Consider the following 22,008-nt stretch of genomic DNA (forward strand, 5'->3'; position numbering starts at 1 on the left):
ACATCGCAACCTAATGTCTCGGAATCATGATCGTCCAGCCGACAGTTGGACGGCCGCACGTCCCTTTGGACGCGAAGCGCGATCTAACCTGATGTTTAGGAATGGGGTTTCTCCGAAAAGTGGATTCCACTTTTCGGTCCGGCGCCCTAAGCCGCGTCGATAGCCTTGGCGGGCGCCTCCGGCGGAAGGCCCCTCCCCACATCGACATAGGTGAAGCCCTTCGCGCGCAGTTGCTCCGGCCGGTAGATATTGCGCAAATCCAGGAGAACCGGAGCAGCCATCAAGCTTTTCACGCGGTCGAGGTCGAGCGCGCGGAAGATGTTCCACTCGGTCACGATGACGGCGGCATCCGCCTGGGCCACGCAATCATACGCATCCGCGCAGTAGGTCACGCCGGCAGGCAGCACCGCCTTGGCCTGCTCCATGCCTTCAGGATCGTAGGCGCGGATCGCGGCCCCGCCATCCTGCAGCGCCTGAACGATCGCCAGCGAGGGGGCATCGCGCATGTCATCGGTGTTGGGCTTGAAGGTCAGACCGAGCACCGCAACCGTCTTGCCGCGGACCGATCCGCCGCAGGCCGCCACCACCTTTCGGCCCATGGCGCGCTTGCGCTGATCGTTCACCGCCGCGACGGTCTCCACGATGCGCGCCGGCGTGCCATGATCCTGAGCCGTCTTGATCAGAGCCAGCGTATCCTTCGGGAAGCAGGATCCGCCGTAGCCGGGGCCGGCGTGAAGGAATTTGTTGCCGATCCGATTGTCGAGACCCATGCCGCGGGCCACGTCCTGCACGTTGGCGCCGACTTGCTCACACAGATCCGCCATCTCGTTGATGAAGGTGATCTTCGTCGCCAGGAACGCATTCGCCGCATATTTGGTCAGCTCGGCGGTGCGGCGGCTCGTATTCAGGATGGGCGCGCTGTTGAGGTAGAGAGGGCGATAGACATCGGCCATGATCGTGCGCGCCCGCTCCTCCTCGGCGCCGATCACGATGCGGTCCGGCCGCTTGAAATCCTCGATCGCCGCGCCCTCGCGCAGGAACTCGGGATTGGAAACGACGGAGAACTCCGCATCAGGACGCAGCTCGCGGATGATGCGCTCGACCTCGTCGCCCGTTCCGACCGGGACCGTCGATTTCGTGACGATGACGGTGTAGCCGCTCAATGCCTGCGCGATCTCGCGCGTCGCCGCATAGACATAGGAGAGGTCGGCGAAGCCGTCGCCGCGCCGGGACGGGGTGCCCACCGCGATGAAGACCGCATCGGCCTGCCCGACCGGACCTGCGAGATCGGTCGTGAAGGACAGCCGGCCAGCCGCGGCATTGCTGCGCACGAGATCGGTCAGACCCGGCTCGAAGATCGGGATCTCGCCCCGCTTCAACGCGACGATCTTGCTTTCCTGCTTGTCGACGCAGACGACATCATGGCCGAAATCCGCAAAGCATGCGCCCGACACCAGGCCGACATAGCCGGAACCGATCATAACGATCTTCATCATTCACTCCTCGACAGCATCGACGCTCCGGCCCAGGAAGGCGCGCCCTTCCGAAACACGCCCGCATCGGCTGTTCACATCTCGCCTGGCCGCCCCAGCCCGCAGGCCCTGGCGTATATATCCTCGATCCGCACGATATCATCCTCGCCGGTATAGCTGCCGACTTGGACTTCGATGAGCTCGAGGTCAATCTTTCCGGGATTGGCCAGCCGATGCGTGCAGCCGATCGGCAGATAGATCGATTCATTCTCGTGGATGTAGGTGACGCTTTCATCAAGCGTGACCTGCGCCGTTCCACGGACCACCACCCAATGTTCCGACCGATGGAAATGTTTCTGCAGGCTCAGCTTGCCGCCGGGCTTGACGCTGATGCGCTTGACCTGGAAGCGCGGGCCGATATCGATCCGCTGATACCAGCCCCAGGGGCGGTACATGCGCAGATGCTCGCTCGCCTCGGGCCTCCCCTGTTCCTTGAGCTGCTCAACCAGCGTCTTCACCTTGGCCGCCTCGGACCGGGGAGCGACCAGAACGGCGTCCCGCGTCGCGATGACGATCATGTCGCGCAGGCCGATGCCCGTCACGAGCATGTCGTCGCTGCGCAGCAGAGAGCCTGAAGTGTCGATGGCAACGACCGGACCATGCGTGACGTTCCCGTCATCGCTCTTGATCCCCACCGCGTGAATCGAATCCCAGGCCCCGACATCGGACCAGTCGAACCCCGCAGCCAGGACACCCGCCTTCGTCGTCTTCTCCATGACAGCGTAGTCGATCGAGATTTTCATGACCTCCGCAAACGACGGCGGATCAAGCCGGATGAAGTCGAGATCGGTCTTGGCCCTGCCCAAAGCGGCGCGCGCGCCGGCGAGAACCTCCGGCGCAAACCGCTCCAGCTCCTCGATCATGGTCGCGACCGAAAAAACGAAATTGCCGCTGTTCCAGAGGAAGCCTCGATCGACATAGCCCTGCGCCGTTGTCGGATTCGGCTTCTCGACGAAGCGCGAAAGGCGCTTCGCTTTCTCGGCACCGAGCGCTTCGCCCGGCTCGATATAGCCGTACGCTGTCGAAGGCGCCGTCGGGACGATGCCCAGCGTCATGATCAGCCCGTCCGCCGCGAGCTCGGCAGCCGCCAGACAATCGCTCCGGAATGCATCCGCATCCATCACGACATGGTCGGCCGCGAGCGCGATGGCGACGGCGTCAGGCGACCGTCGCTGCGCGAAGAGGGCGCCAACCGCGACCGCGGCCGCGGAATCCCGCCGTTCCGGCTCGAGCAGGATGTCGCCGTCAATGCCGAGCGCCTGCATCTGCTCGGCCGCGACGAAGCGGAACTCCTGGTTCGTGATCACGACCGGGCGCCCGAAGGGCGCGCCCTGAACCCTGAGGAGCGTGGCCTGATACGTCGAGAGTCCGTGGCCCAGCAGATTGATGAACTGCTTCGGCATCGAGTCGCGCGAGACCGGCCAGAGTCGCGTTCCTGCCCCGCCGGCCATGATCAGAGGTGTGATGATCATTTGTCGATTTGGCTCCTCGGCGCAGCGAGTGAAAGTCGTCCTGAAACGAAATCAGCCGAGATGCAATCGATCCAATCGTTTCGCGGCCAAGGTGTCCGTCGCGAACCACGACGATCGCCGCTCGGCCGTCCTTTCAGCGATCGGCGTCCCCCTGCGCCGCTGCAAGCGCCCCCGAACAAGCATCGCCCCCGTCTGCACGTCAAAATTGTCGCGCAACGCTTGCGACGTTGCGGCGCATCGCGAATAACACGCCAGAGCCGCACGAACGAAGATGATCGCATGAAAGCCAATCTGCCGTTTGAACGTGTACTTTTGACGGGCGCTGCCGGCTTCGTCGGTTTTCACGTCGCGCAGGCTCTCCTGGATGCGGGTGTAGAGGTGTTCGGCATCGATAGCCTCACCCCCTACTACGATCCGGCACTGAAGCAAGCGCGGCTCGATCGCCTTCAGGCGCGCAACGGCTTCTCATTCGAGCAGAGCGACATTGCCGACTATGACGGCTTCGAAGCGGCGTTCGCCGCATTCCGGCCGCAGGTCGTCATTCATCTCGGCGCTCAGGCCGGCGTGCGCTACTCGCTCGACAATCCCCGCGCCTATGCCAGCGCCAATCTCGACGGCTTCCTCTCCGTCCTCGAAGCCTGCCGCCGGCATCCGGTCGACCATCTCGTCTACGCTTCATCGAGTTCGGTCTACGGCGCCAATGCCAAGGTTCCGTTCAGCGAGCATGACCGCGCCGACCATCCGGTATCGCTCTATGCCGCGACCAAGCGGGCGAACGAGTTGATGGCCCACGCCTATTCGCACCTCTACGCCATTCCGACGACCGGACTGCGCTTTTTTACGGTCTACGGCCCCTGGGGGCGCCCGGACATGGCTTACTTCAAGTTCACCAAGGCGATTCTCGAGGGCCAGCCCATCGACGTCTATGCCGAGGCCGAGATGAGCCGCGACTTCACCTATGTCGACGACATCCGCGAGGCGATCGTGACGCTCGCCGGCCTGCCGCCCACCGCCGACCCGAAATTCGATGCCTTCGATCCCGATCCCGCAACGGCGTCCGCGCCGTTCCGCCTCTACAATATCGGCAATCACACGCCGGTCCGGCTCGACCGTTTCATTGCGGTGATCGAGGAGGCCTGCGGACGCGAGGCCATCAAGAGGCACTTGCCATCGCAGCCCGGCGACGTGCCGGCGACTTATGCCGATGTCGGCGATCTGGCGGCCCGCACCGGCTTCAGCCCTGCGACACCAATCGAGCAAGGCATCGCGCGCTTCGTCGAATGGTATCGCTCCTTCTACAGCATTTGAGGGCGAAGCGAGCGTAGCAGGTTATCGAGTGACAGCGAGGGCAAGGGATGCATTGGGCTGGCAGCCCGCCCCGGCTTTCGGCAGCGATCAAGGCGCCCATTTTTCGGTAAGCCTCACCCTCCTATGCTGCTCCCATCCACGGCGCACGCGCGGTCCCGCATCCCGATGGATGGGATCGACCGCCTGCTAGGGCCTCATCGCGAAGAGTTCCTGGTGAAACCGCTCCGTCACCGGCAATCCAGCGGCGGCGAAATCCGCGCGCAGCGCCTCTCCGAAGTCCGAGGGACCGCAGAACCACATGCTGGCGGCGCGCCATTCCGGCACAGCCGCGCGAATGCGATCCCCGGTCAGTCGGCCGTCCCGGCCGCTGACGAAGATATGCAGACGGATGTTCGCGGCCTCGGCATCCGCCTTGAGCTTGGAAAGCGCGGTCTCGTCGACATCCGTGGTCGGATGGAAGAGGTCCACCTCCGGCGGCGGCTGGTCCGGACACTCCGACCGCTCCTGGGCCAGGTATTTCATCCTGGCGATGAACGGCGTGATGCCGATGCCCGCACCGATCCAGATCTGCCGCGGCTGGCTGTCGACGAAGTCGAAGCAGCCATAGGGTCCCTCGACCTGCACATTCTGGCCGACGCTCAGCTTCTCCCGCAGCCGGCTCGTGTGGTCTCCGAGCTCCTTGGCGATGAAGGTGATCCGGCGGTGATCGTCATGCCATGCCGAGGCGATGGTGTAGGGGTGCGCGCCTTCGCGAACATCCGACGTCGCGAAGGCGAACTGCCCGGGTTTATGGCCGGGCCAGCCTTCCGGCACATCGATCTCGACCTCGAGGACGCGCACGCCGGGATAGTGCTGGAGCGAAGCGATCCTGCCCGCGACCTGCCGACCGGCGCCGACACGGCGCAGCAGAACGATGGTTGCCGCATAGGTGCCGGAAGCGAGGAGCAGCGCCATCACGACACCGAGCGGCGCCGCCCAGTAGTCGAAATCGGTTAAGACGACGGCGTGGAACGCCAGGACGAGGTATGCGGCCGCGAGCAGGCGATGCGTCTGGTAGAAGAAGCGGTAAGGGACGTGCCGGATGAGCGCTAGCGCGATCAGGAGAACCGCCGCATAGAACGCCCATTCGCCGAGCCACTCTGCCGAGCCGCGCAGGTTCGCGAAGGCCTGCTCGATCGGATTTTCCAGAGGCGGTCGCGCTCCCCGCGTCGGGCGCGCCAGCCAGCCCCATCCGACCGCCCATTTCGGCCCCCGGCTCCAGAGCCAGTGAATCACCGAGAGGATGAGCGCGGCGATGCCCAACCATTTGTGCAGGCGGTACATCTTGTCCAGGCCGCCGAGCCAGCGCTCCGGCCCGCGCGGCCGCAGCGCCAGGATCATCGCGACGCTCATCGCCGTCATGGCCAGGATGCCGCTGTACTGGACCATGGCGCCGCGCAGGGCGAAGAAATTGGCCGACTGGAACGCCGCCGGCTCGGCCGCCAGCCACAGAAGGCTCAACAGGGCTAACAGGCACCAGAATGCGTATTTGATGTTCCGCATCGCCGTCGAAATTCTCCATGGAGGATGAGAATTAAACGCTACGGGCTGTGAGGCGCGTCATTGATGGAGGTCAAGCCCGGCCGCAATCGAGCAGCCGCCGACCGCCATTTTGTGACCTTTCCAGGAGGCCGGCAGCACCCTGGTGCTCGCTCGACCAGGGCAAGGACATCAGAAGGTACGCCTGGCTGCCCGGATAGCCCGTGGCCACCGCCTGTACGACTTTCCTTCGCTCGTCGTTGGCGCTACGCACAATTCGAACTCCGGATGGCGCCCCGGTGCCTCTGCGTCATTATCATCCTTTGAACAGAGCTCGACCTCGGGACGATCGGCCTCGCATGACCAGCCTGAAATTCGGAACCTCCGGCCTGCGCGGTCTCGTCAGCGAACTCGTCGGCCTGCCGAGCTACAGCCATGTTCGCGCCTTCTGCGCGATGCTGCGCGAGAATGATACGCAAGCGCAAGGCGAAGTGCTGATCGGGCGGGACTTGCGGTCATCGAGCCCGCTGATCGCGGCCCAGGTTGTGCAGGCGATCCTCGATGCGGGCCTCGTCCCGGTCGACTGCGGCGCCGTCCCGACGCCCGCACTTGCTCTGGCCGCCATGACACGCGGCTGCGCGGCCATCATGGTGACGGGCAGCCACATCCCCGATGACCGCAACGGGCTGAAATTCTACCGGGCGCGGGGCGAGATCGACAAGGCTGATGAGGCACAGATCCTGGCCTGGCATGGGCGGCTGGGCCTGAGCGCGATGCCCGCATTGCAGGCCGAGGCTGCCCCCTATGATGCGCTGACGGCTTACCGGGCCCGTTATGCGGATTTCTTCGGCAGCGCGGCGCTGGCGGGCCTGACCGTCGGAGTCTACCAGCATTCCTCCGTCGGCCGGGACGCGATCTGCGAAGTTCTCGCCGCGCTTGGCGCGGAACCCCTGCCGCTGGGACGCAGCGACAGCTTCATCCCCGTCGATACCGAAGCCTTGCGCCCCGAGGACGAGGCACTGGCACGGCAGTGGGCCGCCGGGCAGCAGCTCGATGCCATCGTCTCGACGGATGGCGATGCGGATCGTCCTCTCGTCGCCGATGAACGGGGAACCTTCCTGCGCGGCGATCTCCTCGGCGCCTTGACCGCACGGTTTCTCGGGGCCGATGCGATCGTCACTCCCGTCACATCGAATTCCGCCCTCGACCGGCCGGGGCTGTTCGCGCGCGTGGTCCGCACGCGCGTCGGCTCGCCCTATGTCATCGCCGGCATGGAACAGGCGGCAAGCGAGGGCGCCGCTGTGGTCGTCGGTTTCGAGGCCAATGGCGGGGTGCTGCTCGGCTCGGATGTCACCCGTGAAGGACGCATCCTGCCGGCCCTGCCTACGCGCGATGCGATGCTCCCGATCCTGTCGACCCTTGCTCTCAAGACGCAGCGGGGCAAGCGCCTGAGCGAAATCGCAACAGAGGCCGGTTTCGCGGTCGCCTTGTCGAACCGGCTGCAGGAGATCCCCCAGGATCGCACCGCTGCGCTGATCGCCCGGCTCGACGCCGACGATCCGGCGTTCCGCGACGACAGCTTCTCGGCCCATGGCGGGGTGGTCGCACGCGACCGTCGCGACGGGCTGCGGTTGACGCTGGCCGATGGCAGCACGGTGCATTTCCGGGCTTCGGGCAATGCCCCCGAGCTGCGCGTCTATGTGGAGGCTGCCACGCCGGCTCTCGCCGAATCGCTGCTCGCCGAGAACCTCTCCTTCGCAGCGGCTCAGACCCTTTGACGTGCCGAGAAACGGGCTGCGGCCTTCGCTGAAGAACGTCCCGTCGGCAGGATCGCCGTAACGAGAGCTAGAATACCCGCTCGATGAAGATTTGCGCGGTGCTCTGCGTGCCTGAAAGCGCCGCAGCACGCGCAGACCCGACGATGTCCAGACGCTGCCAGGCCAGTGATCCTTCCAGGCCGAGGCGCAGGCCTTCCACCGGCTTCCAAATCACATTCGCAGACGTTCGATCGATCCGAACCTGCCCCCCAATATCGCCTACACGCGGCAAGGTCAGGCTGTAGCGGCTGATATAGGCGTTGCTGGACCATTCGTCCGACCAATCCCAACCGATCGAGACGACGCCGGACCACCCACGCGTCGTCTGATCGCCGGACAGGAACGACAATGCCGTGAGCCGGTCGAGCCGTGAGCCGATATAGGCAGGCGCATTGACAGAGCCGGCGATCTGGCCGGACAGGGTGAACGACCGGTCGAGCACGCTGCCTTCCCAGGTCGCACCGATGATGGCGGCCCGGCCCGTCAGGCTGGAAGCCCCGATGCGCGGAACCTCTCGCAAGGCGACGGCGCCGTGCACGGTCAGCGCCTCCCCCTCATAGACCAGGCGCGCCACGCCATCCGGTATCCGCTGCCCCACCGTCGGCAGCGGAATGCGCCGATCGACGGAGACGTCTTCGGCCGACAGCGAGAGGCTCAGCTCTTCGGTGAGCGGCCGCTCATAGCCGATCAAGGCAACGGTGCGGCTGGGAATGCGCCCGATCAGGGCGAACTCGTCGCCAGTCCAGAAATCGAAGCGCGAGCTGGCCAGCCCGGCGCTGAACGCTCCCAGCGTGATGCTCGCCTCGCCGATCGTGACGTCGGTGCCGCCTTCGCTGTTCGTGTCCAGCGAAAATTCGAATGCCGTCGCAAGATAATGGCCGTTGGCGAGCGACTGACCGCTTTCGATCCGAAATGTCGTGCTGAGCGGAAAGCTCGTCGTACTCCGCGGCACGAGCCCCGTTGCCCGCGCAACTGCGTTTCCCCGGAAGCCGTCGCGTTGCAGCCCCGCATTCACCGTGCCGGAGACGGCCATGCAGGCGCCCAAGCCGGGCGAGACAAAGCCGGACGGCGGAGGATCCTCCTCGCCATCCGCGTCATCATCCGCGTCGTCGTCTTCTGCATCCTCGGGCTCGGCCCTGCCAGGGGAGGCGGAGGAGGGTTTGGGCAGAAGCGGCTCAAGAGCCGGAGAATCGATGCTGCAGCTTCGCAGGAGGGCCGGCGGCCTGCCGGCGGCCCATGCCGCTCCGACAAGATTCGGCCAGCACATCGATGCCGCCGCCCAAAGCCCAAGGACCACCGCTTCGCGGCCACCCGCCCCGGCGATCCTGCGCGCGAGGCGTGCGCGCCGAGCCAGCTTGCTCACGGCCTCCTGCTTCAAGGTCTGATCGCTTCCACGGCCCGGCTTGCCATGCATCCGTCCCCAGATGCCGCCATGTCGCCGCGCCCCGTCCTCAACCAAAAACCGACCACGATCCGCCCCTCGTGATTGACGGCGATGTCCCGGTACATCTTGATGTCAGGACAGGCTGCCGGCGACAATGGTCTTCATACCCTTCCCCATCAGGCACTCATCAGAACGGATAGCATATTCAGGTAGGACGCAACGCCCGAGACGTGTGAGCATGTTTCCGTGGCGGACGATATCGGCAAGGATGACTTGAGAGTGGTCTCGACGCGGCATAGTCCCTTAATCGGCGAAGTGCATGACCTGCCCCGCCCGCCGTCGATTTTCCTGTTACGCAACGCATGGGAGAGCGCAGATGCACAGTGGCAATCGACCGGCCGGCCTTGGAGTTTTTCTCCTCGCCCTTCCCTTGCTGAGTAGTACGGCACATGCCGTAGACCGCATGGACGGAGCCTGGACCACAACTGCTGCGACCTGCGACGAAGTCTTCGTCAAGCGCAAGGGCAATCTCGCGCTCAAGCGAACGGCCGAGGGCTGGAGTGCCTTCATCGTCAACGGCAACCGCATCAATGGCGCGAACGCCACTTGCAACGTGAAATCCTCCAAGCAGAAGGGCGATGTGACAACGCTCCTCCTCAGCTGCGCCGACAGGATCATGTTCGACACCATGACGGTCTCGATCCGCTTCAAGGAAGACGGCACCTTCGTCCGCTTCGACCCCGAATTCCCGGAGGTGGAGACAAGCTATCACCGCTGCGACCGGTGATAGCTCCGGCGCCTCGGCGCCGGATTGGGTGGACAGGACGAAGCCAGCGACGGCGAGGCCTCCGACCATTGGCCCCCACGAAGGCGCCCCGGAGACGACGGGGTGCCCGACGGTTAGCCGGTCGCGCGAATCATCCCCAATCTTGTTCTGAAGCACGTCCCTATCGGATCCCATTTCGCCGGAATCGGCCTGTTCCCGGGGACGACAGCGGCTCTGGATCCTTGAACGCCCGCCGCGATTGAGCGCGGGCGCGACAGCACGCGTCGGCTGCGCGCCAATCCGCTATTCGGCTTCGCTGCCCCCGGCATTCCGGCGCCATGCCCCCGGCGTCGCGCCGGTGAGCTGGCGAAAGACGCGCGTGAAGTGGCTCTGGTCCCCGAAGCCGCACATCAGCGCAATGTCGGAGAGCGGCAGATGCTGCTGGACGAGATGCTTCTTCGCCTCCGAGACCCGCAACCGCATGAGATAGCGCTGCGGGGCCACACCGACGCTCTGCCGAAACGCACGGGCGAAATGGCTGGCCGTCAGCCGGCACTCGCTGGCGACTTGCGCGATCGTCAGGTTCGATGCCAGGCGAGCCATCATGATCTCCTGCGCCCTGCGCTGTTGCCAGCCGGCCAGCCTGCCATGTCCGGCGCTGGCTGAGGGTTCGAGGCCGCCAAAGGCCCGGGCGAAATGGATCAGCAGGGCCATGGCGATCTGATCGGTCAGAAGCTGGTTGGCGCCGGGCAAGGCCGAGGCATGGACCAGCGCCTGCGACAGCCCCCACAAAATATCGTCCTGAGCGTCGTTCTCCGAACGCAGCGTCGAGGGAGCGCGGCCGCGATGTTGTGCAGCCATCGCGCCTAGCGCTTCGGAAGGAATGTAGAACTGGAGGGCGTCGAAACGGCCCTTGAACTGCCATTGCGGATCGTCGCGCAAATCCACGACGTCGACGGATTTCGCGTGAAGGCGACCCGATCGATAGCGCCGCCCTCCGAGCCAGCCGGAATGGCATTCGAGATCGTCCACTTGCTGGAGGATCGAAAATGCGTTCTCGCTCCGGGTCTGGTCGGTGCGCTCCCTGAAGCGCCGCCCACAGGAGAGTCTCGTCGCCGCCAACCCCAACCGGCCGTCGAGATGGAACTCGGAAACGACCCGCCCCTGCATCCCGAAATGATCGGCGATACACGCGCCGAAAAAGCCCTTCGGGTCTGCTGCTCTCGACAACCGCATGAACGCAACCCCCGGCAATGCCTTGGCCTGCCAAAGCCGCGGCGATCTCATATCGTTCGCCCTTGGATCCGGTTCCTCGCCTTGGCCAACCGCGCGGTTGTGCCTTTATCGCTCATCGATGAGAATCGTGCCCGATCGATGATTTGCGGTCACGAATAGCAACAAAGGCGATGACCTGAAAAGGGAGGCGCTCACCACCTGAACGTGTCCTGGGAACGGTATTCCGATGACGCGGTGCAGCAGCTCGCCCTGACGGAAGCCTAGCTCGGCTGGAACCTGTCGCGAGGGGGAGCGCGGATCGACGCCATCGGGATGATGCCGCCGCGAGCCCTCCGCAGCGGCATCATCGCCCGGTCAGCTCGCTCCCGGTCAGCTCGCTTTGGCAGCGTTCGGCCCGATGGTCTCGCCATGGGTGACGCGCTCCGGCGCCTTGTGGACCATCGTGTAGGCGTAGTCGACGCCCATGCCGTAGGCGCCGGAATGCTCCCTCACGATGGCCATGACGGCATCGTAGGTCTCGCGATGCGCCCAGTCGCGCTGCCATTCGAGCAGAACCTGCTGCCAGGTCACCGGCACGGCGCCGGCCTGCACCATGCGGTCCATCGCGTATTTATGCGCGTCGCTGGAGGTGCCCCCGGAGGCATCCGCGACCATGTAGATCTCGTAACCGCCCTCGAGCATGGCGCAGAGCGCGAAGGTCGTGTTGCAGACCTCGGTCCAGAGCCCGGAAACGACGACCTTCTTGCGACCGCTGGCGGCGAGCGCGTCGCGGACGTTCTGATCGTCCCAGGAGTTCATCGAGCTCCGCTCGAGGATCTTGTGCTCGGGGAAGACCGCCAGCAGCTCGGGATAGGTATGACCGGAGAAGCTGTTCGTCTCGACCGTCGTGATCGTCGTGGGGACGTTGAAGGCCTTCGCCGACTTGGCTAGGCCGACGACGTTGTTCTTCAACACCTGCCGGTCGATCGACTGGACGCCGAACGCCATCTGCGGCTGCTGGTCGATGAAGATGAGCTGGCAGTTCTTGGGAGTCAGGACTTCCAGGTACTTGGACATGTTGCCCTCCTTTGGGCGACCGGGTGAATGCTTGATCAGGCGCAGCGGTTGAAGATTTTGCGCAGGCGCCGTCCGTGCGGTCCGCGTTCGACGCAATCTCTCATGGCTCTGTTTCCCCGCGATGCTTCGCCGGGCTCGGTGGCGGATCGAGATGCAGGAAGTGCCGCACGACCGGCCCGCCCTCACCGGCATGGAAGCGCGCGACCTCCTTCTGCAGATCGGCATCGGCCTTCGAAACGCGGCGGTGCTGGCGCAGATGCTCGGCCCAGGACGCGACCATGAACCATTCGACCAGCTTGTCCGGATCGGCGGTATCCTCGGTGATGCCCCAGCCATAGGCGCCGTCACGCCGCCGCTCGGCCGAGAGGGCGTTGATCGCGCGCAGGAAAGCCTCGCGCTCGGTCGACGGCACGCGGTATTCGATCAGGATCAGGACCGGGCCGCGATCGTTCTCGATGGTAGCGGCGGTGAGCGGCTCCGGCCAGTGATTGGAGGGCGCGAGATCGGCTTCGCCGGCCGGCAGTTTGATCCGATGCATGATCAACCCGGCGACCAGCAGCGCCGCCGCGCCGATCAGCAGGGTGCCACGAATGCCGGCGGCTTGCGCGACCGCGCCCCAGCCGAGGCTGCCGGCGGTCATCGCGCCGTTGAACACGGTCAGGTACACCGCGAGCGCCCGGCCGCGCACCCAGTTCGGCAAGATCGCCTGGGCGACGCCGTTGAGCGTGGTCAGCGCCACGATCCAGGCCGCGCCGAGCAGCAGCAGAATGACCACGGCGAGCCATTGCGGCGGGCCCGATGTCAGCCCTGCCATGACGACTGCGGTCAGAACGGCCGAGAACAGCAAGAGCCCGTCGGCATCGAGCCGGGCGCGCAGGCGCGGCAGCAGGACAGCGCCGCCGATCGCACCAGCCCCGACCGCGCCGAGCAGGATGCCGTAGAAGCCGGCGCCGCCGCCGAGCAGGTTGCGCGCGACCAGCGGCAAGAGCGCCCAGACCGCGCTGGCGCAGGCGAAGAAGATCGCCGCGCGCAGCAGCACGACATGCAGTTCCCGGCTCGCCCGGGCATAGCGCAACCCGGCGCGGAACGCGCCGGCGAAGCGCTCGCTCAGCGCATCGTCGGCTCCCGGCGCGCGGCGCCACCAGATCAGGGCGCCGATGACGATGACGTAGCTCAGCACGTCCGCGCCATAGGTCACGCTGGCGCCGAGAGCGGCGAGGATCAGCCCGCCCAGAGCCGGGCCGATGGAACGGGAGATGTTGATGCCGAGCGAGTTCAGCGCCACCGCGCTCTTGAGATCGGCCTTGCCCACGAGCTCGGGCACGATCGCCTGCCAGGTTGGCGCCATCAGCGCCGCGCCGATACCGCCGAGGAAGGTCAGCCCCACCAAAGCGGGCACGCTGAGCTGTCCGGTTCCGGCCAGGAGCATCAGCGAGAGGCTGACGCAGCCGAGCAGGATCTGGATGGCGATCAGGAACTTGCGCCGGTCGAGAATGTCGGAAAGCACGCCGGCGGGAATGGCGAGCAGGAAGATCGGCAGCGTCGCCGCTGCCTGCACCAGCGCGACGGCTGCCGGTGCGCCGGAGAGGTCGGTAACCAGCCAGGCGCTGGCGACGTCGCGCATGAACGAGCCGATATTGCCGATGATCGTCGCCGCCCAGAGCACGGCGAAGACTTTCTGGCGCAGCGGCGCGAAGCCGGAGGACGGGGCCGGCGATGTGACGGCGCTCATCGCGTGCCTCCCCTGCGCCGCGACAGATCGTCGAGCGCGACCAGGATGAAGCCGCCGATCAGGCCGAGATGCTCGAAGAAGCCGTTCATCGCCATCATCCGCCCCTGCCCTGCCGGCATCTCCCAGAAGCGCAGGGCGAGGAAGGTCGCAGCGAGCGTGAAGCCGGCGAGCGTCAGCGCGGCGAGCCAGCGCCAGCGACCCACGAGGATGAGCGCGCTCATCGCGAGTTCGAAGACGATGACACCGACCGCGAAGAGCGGCGCCGGCGACAGGCCGAAATGATCCATCTCGGCGATCGCACCCTGAAAATCGAGAATCTTCGTGACCGGCCCCTGGATATAGGCGGCGCAGAGCAGCAGCAGCGCTATCCAGCGCAGCACGCCTGTTCGCGGCACCGCCGCCGATTGGTCGCTCCCGGCCATGTCACACCGCCCAGCAGGCACAGCCGAGCGCGCCCCAGAAGCTCCTGAGGTCTCCGACTGGCAGCTTGCTCGACCAGGCGCCGGCATGGTCGTGGCCATGGACGTTGCAGGAACTGGCACAGCCGCAGTTGGTCATGGCCGCCCGCCGTAGCGAATTCTTGCCAGCACCCTCGGGCTCGCCCCAGGCGGCATAGCCCTTGAAGGTGCGCACCGGAGACCAGTCCGGCATCGCCGGCGGCGGCGCGCTCTGGTCGGCGCTGGCGAACTCGCTGGCGCCATAGACGACCTTGCCGCCGACGACGGTGAGATCAGCGCTGATGAAGGAGATCTCGTCCTCCGGGCAGGCGAAGAAATCACGATCGGGCACGATTAGATCGGCGAACTGGCCGACGGCGATCCGGCCCTTCTTGCCTTCCTCGTTCGAGAACCAGGTGACGTTCTCGGTCCACATCCTCAGCGCAGTCTCGCGGTCCAGGCAGTTGCGCTGCGGCGTGATGCGCAAGCCGCCGACGGTCTTGCCGGTGATCAGCCAGGCGAGCGAGACCCAGGGGTTGTAAGAGGCGACGCGCGTAGCATCGGTGCCGGCCGAGGTCTTGATGCCCTTCTCCAGCATGCGCGCCACGGGCGGTGTCGCCTCGGCCGCGGCCGCGCCGTAGCGTTCGACGAAATACTCGCCCTGATAGGCCATGCGATGCTGCACGGCGACGCCTCCGCCGAGCGCGGCGATGCGGTCGATCGAGCGCTCCGAGATCGTCTCGGCATGGTCGAAGAACCAGTTCAGCCCCTTGAGCGGAACCTCCTTGTCGACCTTCTCGAAGACGTCGAGCGCGCGCGAGATCGTCTCGTCATAGGTCGCGTGCAGGCGCCAGGGCCAGCGGTTCTCGGCGAGGATGCGCACCACGCCTTCGAGGTCGCCTTCCATCTCGGGCGGCATGTCCGGGCGCGGCTCGCGGAAATCCTCGAAATCGGCGGCCGAGAAGACGAGCATCTCACCCGCGCCGTTATGGCGGAAATAATCATCGCCCTGCTTGTATTGCGAGGTCTTCGTCCAGTTGAGGAAGTCCTCCTTTTCCTGCTTCGGCTTCTGCGTGAACAGGTTGTAGGCGAGGCGGATGGTGAGCTGGTTGTCGTCGGAGAGCTTCTGGATGACGGCGTAGTCATCGGGGTAGTTCTGGAAGCCGCCGCCGGCATCGATCGCGCCGGTGACGCCGAGCCGGTTGAGCTCGCGCATGAAATGCCGGGTCGAGTTGACCTGGTAGTCGAAGGGCAGCTTCGGGCCTTTGGCCAGCGTCGCGTAGAGGATGGCGGCGTTCGGCCGGGCAAGCAGCAACCCGGTCGGGTTGCCATGGGCGTCGCGGGTGATCTCTCCGCCGGGCGGCTGCGGCGTGTCCTTGGTATAGCCGACCGACCGCAGCGCCGCCCCGTTCAGCAAGGCGCGGTCATAGAGATGCAGGATGAAGACCGGCGTATCGGGCGCGACGGCGTTGAGCTCTTCGATGGTCGGAAGGCGCTTCTCCGCGAACTGGTGCTCGGTGAAGCCGCCGACGACGCGCACCCATTGCGGCGGCGGCGTCACCGCGACCTGGCGCTTGAGCATGCTCATCGCGTCGGCCAGAGAGCGCACGCCGTCCCAGCGCAGCTCCATGTTGAAGTTCAGCCCGCCGCGGATGATGTGCAGGTGGTTGTCGATCAGCCCCGGCAAGGCGCCGCGGCCCTTCAGGTCGATGATCCTGGTATTCGGCCCGGCATGGGCCATCGCCTCGGCCTCGCTGCCGACGGCCAGAAACACGCCATCCTTGACGGCGACGGCGTTCGCGGTCGGGCTGCTGCGGTCGAGCGTGGTGAAGCGGCCGTTGCGGAGAATGAGATCGGCGGTCATCGGCTTGTCTCCGGATGGCTGGGGCTGGCCCTGGGCGAGGGCCGAGGAAGCGAACCCAGGAAGGGCGAGCCCGCCCAGAACGGTGCGGCGCGTTGGCATCAACCCCGTTCCTTCTCTGTCGCGGTCACCTGCGAAGGCTTCGCACCAGCTGGCAGATGGCCGAAGACATGCGGCTTGACCTGATGCTCCCAGGACTGCGCCGCCGGCGCCTTCGCCCAGAAGCCCCGCAGCAGCGGCGGCAACTGCTCGCCGATCAGGATGCCGAGCAGCCCCACCAGCGCCACCACCGGCGGCGCCGGGGAGCGCACATTGATGAGGCTGTAGATCACGCCAACCAGGAGCCCGGCGCCGAGCGAAAGCAGATAGATCTTCATGCGCGCACCCATGCCCGAAAGTGAAGGCCGCCCGTCCAACGCTCCGGACAACCGCCATGCGCGGACAGGCTGGGGCGCAGGCGGGTACAAGTCTTGTCGGTTTGAACGATCCTTTGCCTGATCTGTCGATCGCCGCGCCGCAGCCCAGCTTACGCCAAGGCGCGCGTGGATGCGCGCACGATCAGCGCGACCGGCATCAGCTTCACGCAGGCGCTCATGTCCGGATCGGCAAGACGCTCCAGCAGGTGCCGCGCCGCCGCCTCACCCATCTCGGCATGGGCGATCCGGATCGTGGTCAGCGGCGGATCGACCATGTCGACCAGCGGCATATCGTTGTGACCAACGATCGAGATGTCGCGCGGGCAGGAAAGTCCTCGTCGTTTCAGCTCCTGGTAAGCCCCCAGGGCGAGCAGGTCGTTACTGGCGGCAATTGCGGTCAGGCCAGGCCACCTGCTGAGAAGTGCCGTCGTCGCCACCTGTCCCTCGGACCGGCTGTAACCTTGCGCCACCGCGACCGCCGAGGGATCGAGCCCCGCTGCCATCATCGCCGCCTCGAAACCCCGGCGGCGGAGAATGCCGGTCGAGAGCTCCTCGGGGCCGGCCAGATGTCCGATCCGGCGATGCCCGAGGCCGGCGAGATGCTCGACCGCCAGCCGCATGCCGCAGATATCATCGGAAACGACGGTCGCGGCGCGCGGCCGATCCTCGGCGCGGTTGACCAGCACGGTCGGGATATTCGCGGCCAGGCAAACGGTGAGCACCGGGTCGCTGCGCCGGGCGGTGGCCAATACGAGCCCGTCGACGCGACGCGCGATCAACTCCTCGACGATCGCGATTTGGCGGGCTTCGTCGGCCCCACCCTCCGCGACGAGCATCGAATAGCCGTCTCTCGCCAACGCCGCGCCGACACCGTCGAGGATCGGCGCAAAGACGGGATTGGCGAGATCCGGCAGCACCACGCCGACCAGGCGCGAGCGCCCGGTCCGCAGCGAGGCTGCGATCGCGTCGCGGCGATAGCCTTGCCGCAGCGCCTCCGCCCTCACCTTCTCGACGACCTCCGGCGAGATTCGGTGCGCCTGGGCAGGATCGAGCGCGCGCGCCGCGGTGGAGCGATGCACACCCGATGCCTCGGCGATCGACTGGAGTGTCGCCGCGCGCGGCGAGCCCGCTGCCAGGGGCTTGGATTTCATGGGTTTTCTGCTGACTGAATCACCATTCGGAACAGAGCATTTTTCGCCTCGCTTGACAACGTGCAATCGATCGCATAATCGAAATGCAATCGATTGCACGTCGCTGCACCTGACACGCTCCGACAAGCGACGGAGGAAACGCCGATGAATGCGAGGGTAAGGACCGTGGCGCCGGATCCGGCGCGCCGCTCCCACATCATCGAGACCCAGGAGGCGGTGACGCCGGTGGTGCTCGACGCGATGTCGCGGGCACCGAATGCGCGACTCACTGAGGTGATGTCCGCCTTCGTCCGGCACATGCATGCCTTCGCCCGGGAAGTCCGGCTGACCGAGGAGGAATTCGAGTTCGGCCTCGATGTCCTCAACCGGATCGGCCAGGCGACGAACGACAGCCACAACGAAGCCGTGCTCTTCTCGGACGCGATCGGCTTTTCGACGCTGGTCTGTATGCTGAACAACGGCCAGAACGGCGCAACCGAGACGGCCGCGGCCCTGCTCGGCCCGTTCTGGCGGATGCATTCACCGGCGACGCCCAATGGCGGCTCGATCATCCGCTCGCCGACGCCCGGCCCCGCGCTCTTCGCCAATTGCCGGATCACCGACCCGCAGGGCCTCCCCCTTGCCGGCGTCGAGGTCGATGTCTGGCAAGCTTCCCCGGTCGGGCTCTACGAAAACCAGGATCCCGGCCAGGCGGAGATGAACCTGCGCGGCAAGTTCACCACCGACGCTGACGGCTGCGTCGCCTTCCGCTCGGTCAAGCCCGCCGGCTATCCCGTGCCCACCGACGGCCCGGTGGGGGAGTTGCTCCGGGCTCAGGAGCGTCACCCCTACCGCCCCGCCCATCTGCACTTCCTCGCCTATAAGCCCGGCTTCCGGACGCTCATCACCCAGGTCTTCGTCGATGACGACCAGCATCTCGAAAGCGATGTCGTCTTCGGCGTGACCCGCCACCTCATCGGCGACTTCCGGCTGGGCAACGGCCCCGCTCCCGACGCCGATGTCGAGGGGCCCTGGTACCTCTTCGACTACGCCTTCGTGATGGAACCCGGCGAGGCGAAGCTGCCGATCCCGCCGATCCGCTGATCCGCGCCTTTCCCCTCACACTCAAAAGCAGGGACAGCCATGTCTCATCTCGCCCAGCCGGACGCCGCCGCGCCGCTTCGGAAGCTCTATCCGCGTTCGCTCGACGGCAAGGTCGCGCTCGTCATTGGCGGCACAGGGGCCATCGGTGCAGCGACCAGCCGCATGCTCGCCGCCGCCGGCGCAACCATCGTCGTCACCCATCTGGACAGCGAGCGCGACAGCTTGGCGGCCAGCGCGCTGCTCGCCGATCTTGGCGACGGCCATGCGGCCTATGTCGCCGATGTCGTCGACACCGCCTCGCTGGTCGCCCTGCGCGATGCCATTGAGGCCCGCTTCGGCCGGCTCGACATCCTGATCAACGCCGCCGGCTACACCAAGCCCGTGCCGCATGCCGATCTCGACGCGCTGACCGACGAGCTGATCGACCGGATGCTTCAGGTCAACTGGCGCGGGCAGTTCGCGACCATCCGCACCTTCGCACCGATGCTGAAGGCCTCGGGCGACGGGCTCGTGGTCTCGATCTCCTCGATCGCCTCCTTCACCGCCGTGGGATCCTCGATCGCCTATTGCGCCGCGAAGGCCGGCATCGACGTGATGACCAAGGCGCTGGCGCGCGTCCTGGCGCCCGAAGTCCGCGTGCTCGCGGTCTCGCCGGGCGTGGTCGATACCGAGTTCGTCCCCGGCCGCGGCGCCGATTTCAACGACAAGGTCGGCGCCTCGACGCCGCTGAAGCGGATCGGCGCGGCCGAGGACATCGCCGCCGCCATCACCGCCTGCGCCACCATGCTCGGCTACTCGACCGGACACATCATCCAGGTCGATGGCGGCCGGGCGCTCTGAGGGAGAAGCACCATGCGCGCCCCGCTGCCCAAGGTCTTCATCACCTGCGCGATCACCGGCAACCTGACCAAGCCGGAGCAGAGCCCGCATCTGCCGATCACGCCCGAGCAGATCGCCGACTCTGCGCTGGAGGCGGCCGAGGCCGGCGCCGCGATCGCCCATATCCATGTCCGCGATCCGCAGAGGGGCCGGCCCTCGATGGAGCTTGCGCTCTATCGCGAGGTGGTCGAGCGCATCCGCGCCCATAACCCGGAGCTTATCATCAATCTGACCACGGGTCCGGGCGGGCGCTTCGTGCCCTCCGAGCAGGACCCTAAGCTCGCCGGCCCCGGCACGACGCTGATGGTGCCGGAAGGGCGCGTCGCCCATGTCGCGGCCCTCAAACCCGATATCTGCACGCTCGACCTCAACACCATGAACTCCGGCGGCGAGGTCGTGATCAACACGCCCGGCAATGTCCGCCGCATGGCAAGGGTGATCGCGGAAGCCGGCGTGCGTCCTGAGATCGAATTGTTCGACTCCGGCGACATCGCGCTGCTGAACGACCTGATCAAGGACGGCACGCTGCAGCCGCGCCCGCTCACCTCCTTCGTGATGGGCGTGCGCTACGGCTTCCAGCCCTCGCCGGAAACCGTGCTCTATGCCCGCGGCCTTCTGCCCGAAGGCGCGCTGTTCACCGCGATCGGCATCGGCCGCTCGGCCTTCCAGAGCGTCGCGCTGTCCTATCTCGCCGGCGGCCATGTCCGCGTCGGGCTGGAGGACGGCGTCTATATCGAGCACGGCGTCCTCGCGCCCTCGAACGCCGCGCTGGTCGAGAAGGCCCGCCGTATCGTCGAGGATCTCGGCGGCGAGATCGCCACGCCGCGGGAAGCCCGCGCCCTCATCGGCCTGCCCGCTCGCGCCCCCGGCGCGAAGCGGGTGGCGTGACCCTTTGCATCAGGATCGCACCGCCATGTCCCCTGCCACCGAAACCCTCATTCGCGAAGCCAAGGCTGCCCGCGTCCAGACCGTGCGGGGCCTGCGGCTCCATGCCAAGGCCGCGAGCTATGAGGAGATCGCGCTACCGATCGAGGAGCGGCCCCTGCGCCCGCTCGCCGCTCGTGAGGTCCTGGTCGAAATCCAGGCCGCGGCGGTTAACCCCTCCGATGCCAAGGCGGCGACCGGGCTGATGCCCTACGCGGTCTTTCCGCGCACGCCGGGTCGCGACTTCGCGGGCAAGGTCATCGCCGGACCGGAAGAGCTCCTCGGCAAGTCGGTGTTCGGCTCCTCCGGCGATCTCGGCATCCGCCAGGACGGTGCCCAGGCGAGCCATCTCATCGTCGAGGCCGATGCGGTCGTCGAGATTCCAGCCGGCGTCTCGATGCGCGAGGCCGCCGGTATCGGCGTCCCCTTCGTCACCGCCTGGGAGGGCCTGCGGCGCGCCGGCTTGCCGAAGGCGGGCGAGACCGTGCTGATCCTCGGCCTCAACGGCAAGGTCGGCCAGGCCGCTGCGCAGATCGCGAGCTGGCGCGGCGCCAGGGTGATCGGCGTCGTGCGCCGCGAGGAGCCCTATGCCGGCCATGCCAGCACCCCGGTCGAGGTCGTCTCCGCCAGCGGGACGGATGTGCCGGCGCGGGTACGCGAACTCACCGGCGGCAAGGGCGCGGATATCGTCTTCAACACGGTCGGCGACCCCTTCTACGAGATCGGCCAGAAATCGATGGCCGTCGGCGGCCGGGCGATCTTCATCGCGGTCATCGACCGCTTCGTCACTTTCGACATCCTGGCCTTCTACAAGGGCCAGCACACCTATGTCGGCATCGACACCATCGCCCTGAATTCGGTCGCGGCGGGCGCGATCCTGCGCGATCTCGCGCCGGGCTTTGCCGAAGGCTTCCTGAAGCCCTTCCCGATCAAGGATAGCGCCGTCTACCCGCTCGAGCAGGCCCATGCCGCCTATCAGGCGGTGATGGGCTCCTCGCGCGACCGCGTCATCCTCGTGCCCGGAGCCTGACGCCATGCATGTCGTGCGCTTCACCGAGGCCCCGTCCTATGACGCTCCCGGCCATGCGCTGATGGCGATGGTGCGGCTGCAGGGCCGCGAGGCCGGCCCCGCCGACACCGCCTGGCTCGGCGTCTCCACCATCGCGCCCGGCGGCGGCACCACCCTCGACGCCTCCGGAGTCGAGAAGCTCTATGTCGTGCTCGACGGCACGGTCACCGTTTCGAACGGGCAGGACAGGGTCAGCCTGCAACGCTGGGATTCCTGCCGGATCGCCCCGGGCGAAGGACGTCAGCTCAGCAACGACACCGGCGAGCCCGCCTCCATCCTGCTCGTCATGCCGCTCCAGACCCCGCCGGCCTGAGCCGGCGCGACCATGAAGAGACCGCGAACCGCCTAGCCAAGAAACAAACCAGCC

General features: G+C 66.4%; 20 protein-coding genes. 8 read left to right on the plus strand and 12 right to left on the minus strand.

The genetic code is table 11. The features are described from left to right. Positions 1-146: 146 nt before the first annotated feature. From AC1DDA_RS17945 to AC1DDA_RS17955, 3 genes are all read right to left on the minus strand, one after another. Positions 147-1,493: a UDP-glucose dehydrogenase family protein gene (locus AC1DDA_RS17945; protein ID WP_476796822.1), complete on the minus strand. Its 1,347-nt coding sequence runs from the start codon at positions 1,491-1,493 to the stop codon at positions 147-149. Positions 1,494-1,567: 74 nt separating this feature from the next. Continuing rightward, positions 1,568-3,004 carry a mannose-1-phosphate guanylyltransferase/mannose-6-phosphate isomerase gene (locus AC1DDA_RS17950; RefSeq protein ID WP_476796746.1) on the minus strand — a complete coding sequence of 479 codons (1,437 nt, stop codon included), beginning with the start codon at positions 3,002-3,004 and terminating at the stop codon, positions 1,568-1,570. Positions 3,005-3,055: 51 nt separating this feature from the next. Next, positions 3,056-3,349 (minus strand): hypothetical protein, encoded by a 294-nt coding sequence (locus AC1DDA_RS17955; protein ID WP_476796827.1) that lies wholly within the window; start codon positions 3,347-3,349, stop codon positions 3,056-3,058. Here AC1DDA_RS17955 and AC1DDA_RS17960 point away from each other — a divergent pair. Next, a complete protein-coding gene (locus AC1DDA_RS17960; protein WP_476796823.1) occupies positions 3,296-4,312 on the plus strand; it encodes an NAD-dependent epimerase in 1,017 nt (338 codons plus the stop codon). The genes AC1DDA_RS17955 and AC1DDA_RS17960 overlap by 54 nt on opposite strands. 186 nt (positions 4,313-4,498) lie before the next feature. Here AC1DDA_RS17960 and AC1DDA_RS17965 read toward each other — a convergent pair whose 3' ends face one another. Next, the gene (locus AC1DDA_RS17965; RefSeq protein WP_476796747.1) at positions 4,499-5,854 is read right to left on the minus strand and encodes a ferredoxin reductase family protein; all 1,356 of its coding nucleotides are present in this window, start codon (positions 5,852-5,854) and stop codon (positions 4,499-4,501) included. Between the two features lie 335 nt (positions 5,855-6,189). On the opposite strand from AC1DDA_RS17965, the gene AC1DDA_RS17970 reads away from it, so the two are divergent. Continuing rightward, on the plus strand, positions 6,190-7,608 hold the full coding sequence (locus AC1DDA_RS17970) for a phosphomannomutase (protein WP_476796748.1): 1,419 nt from the start codon (positions 6,190-6,192) through the stop codon (positions 7,606-7,608). A 67-nt stretch (positions 7,609-7,675) separates the two neighbouring features. Here AC1DDA_RS17970 and AC1DDA_RS17975 read toward each other — a convergent pair whose 3' ends face one another. Then, a complete protein-coding gene (locus tag AC1DDA_RS17975) occupies positions 7,676-9,025 on the minus strand; it encodes a hypothetical protein (protein ID WP_476796749.1) in 1,350 nt (449 codons plus the stop codon). A gap of 469 nt (positions 9,026-9,494) precedes the next feature. Between AC1DDA_RS17975 and AC1DDA_RS17980 the strand changes: the two genes are divergently transcribed. Further along, the gene (locus AC1DDA_RS17980; protein WP_476796750.1) at positions 9,495-9,818 is read left to right on the plus strand and encodes a hypothetical protein; all 324 of its coding nucleotides are present in this window, start codon (positions 9,495-9,497) and stop codon (positions 9,816-9,818) included. Positions 9,819-10,100: 282 nt separating this feature from the next. Here the strand turns inward: AC1DDA_RS17980 and AC1DDA_RS17985 are convergent, their stop codons facing one another. The 7 genes from AC1DDA_RS17985 to AC1DDA_RS18015 form a co-directional block, all read right to left on the minus strand. Then, on the minus strand, positions 10,101-11,033 hold the full coding sequence (locus AC1DDA_RS17985) for a helix-turn-helix domain-containing protein (RefSeq protein ID WP_476796751.1): 933 nt from the start codon (positions 11,031-11,033) through the stop codon (positions 10,101-10,103). A gap of 369 nt (positions 11,034-11,402) precedes the next feature. Next, on the minus strand, positions 11,403-12,089 hold the full coding sequence (locus tag AC1DDA_RS17990; RefSeq protein ID WP_476796752.1) for a hydrolase: 687 nt from the start codon (positions 12,087-12,089) through the stop codon (positions 11,403-11,405). 100 nt (positions 12,090-12,189) lie between these two features. Beyond that, positions 12,190-13,821 carry an MFS transporter gene (locus AC1DDA_RS17995; RefSeq protein ID WP_476796753.1) on the minus strand — a complete coding sequence of 544 codons (1,632 nt, stop codon included), beginning with the start codon at positions 13,819-13,821 and terminating at the stop codon, positions 12,190-12,192. Continuing rightward, on the minus strand, positions 13,818-14,243 hold the full coding sequence (locus AC1DDA_RS18000; RefSeq protein WP_476796754.1) for a DoxX family protein: 426 nt from the start codon (positions 14,241-14,243) through the stop codon (positions 13,818-13,820). Before AC1DDA_RS18000 ends, AC1DDA_RS17995 begins: the two co-directional genes overlap by 4 nt. 1 nt (position 14,244) lies before the next feature. Then, positions 14,245-16,122, minus strand: a complete 1,878-nt coding sequence (locus tag AC1DDA_RS18005; protein ID WP_476796755.1) for an amidohydrolase — start codon at positions 16,120-16,122, stop codon at positions 14,245-14,247. A 98-nt stretch (positions 16,123-16,220) separates the two neighbouring features. Further along, complete coding sequence (locus AC1DDA_RS18010) at positions 16,221-16,496, minus strand: XapX domain-containing protein (protein ID WP_441510547.1); 276 nt, start codon at positions 16,494-16,496, stop codon at positions 16,221-16,223. Positions 16,497-16,645: 149 nt separating this feature from the next. Further along, positions 16,646-17,785 carry a LacI family DNA-binding transcriptional regulator gene (locus tag AC1DDA_RS18015; protein WP_476796756.1) on the minus strand — a complete coding sequence of 380 codons (1,140 nt, stop codon included), beginning with the start codon at positions 17,783-17,785 and terminating at the stop codon, positions 16,646-16,648. Positions 17,786-17,830: 45 nt separating this feature from the next. Here AC1DDA_RS18015 and AC1DDA_RS18020 point away from each other — a divergent pair, with 45 nt between their 5' ends. The 5 genes from AC1DDA_RS18020 to AC1DDA_RS18040 are packed head-to-tail and all read left to right on the plus strand — an operon-like array spanning position 17,831 to position 21,954. Then, entirely contained in the window at positions 17,831-18,769 is a 939-nt protein-coding gene (locus tag AC1DDA_RS18020) for a dioxygenase family protein (protein WP_476796757.1), read from the plus strand. Between the two features lie 39 nt (positions 18,770-18,808). After that, on the plus strand, positions 18,809-19,609 hold the full coding sequence (locus tag AC1DDA_RS18025) for an SDR family NAD(P)-dependent oxidoreductase (RefSeq protein WP_476796758.1): 801 nt from the start codon (positions 18,809-18,811) through the stop codon (positions 19,607-19,609). Positions 19,610-19,621: 12 nt separating this feature from the next. Next, positions 19,622-20,536: a beta-keto acid cleavage family enzyme gene (locus tag AC1DDA_RS18030; RefSeq protein WP_476796759.1), complete on the plus strand. Its 915-nt coding sequence runs from the start codon at positions 19,622-19,624 to the stop codon at positions 20,534-20,536. A 25-nt stretch (positions 20,537-20,561) separates the two neighbouring features. Continuing rightward, on the plus strand, positions 20,562-21,602 hold the full coding sequence (locus AC1DDA_RS18035; protein WP_476796760.1) for a quinone oxidoreductase family protein: 1,041 nt from the start codon (positions 20,562-20,564) through the stop codon (positions 21,600-21,602). Positions 21,603-21,606: 4 nt separating this feature from the next. After that, entirely contained in the window at positions 21,607-21,954 is a 348-nt protein-coding gene (locus AC1DDA_RS18040; RefSeq protein ID WP_476796761.1) for a cupin domain-containing protein, read from the plus strand. Positions 21,955-22,008 lie beyond the last annotated feature (54 nt).

This window comes from Allobosea sp. 10N428, assembly GCF_056394545.1.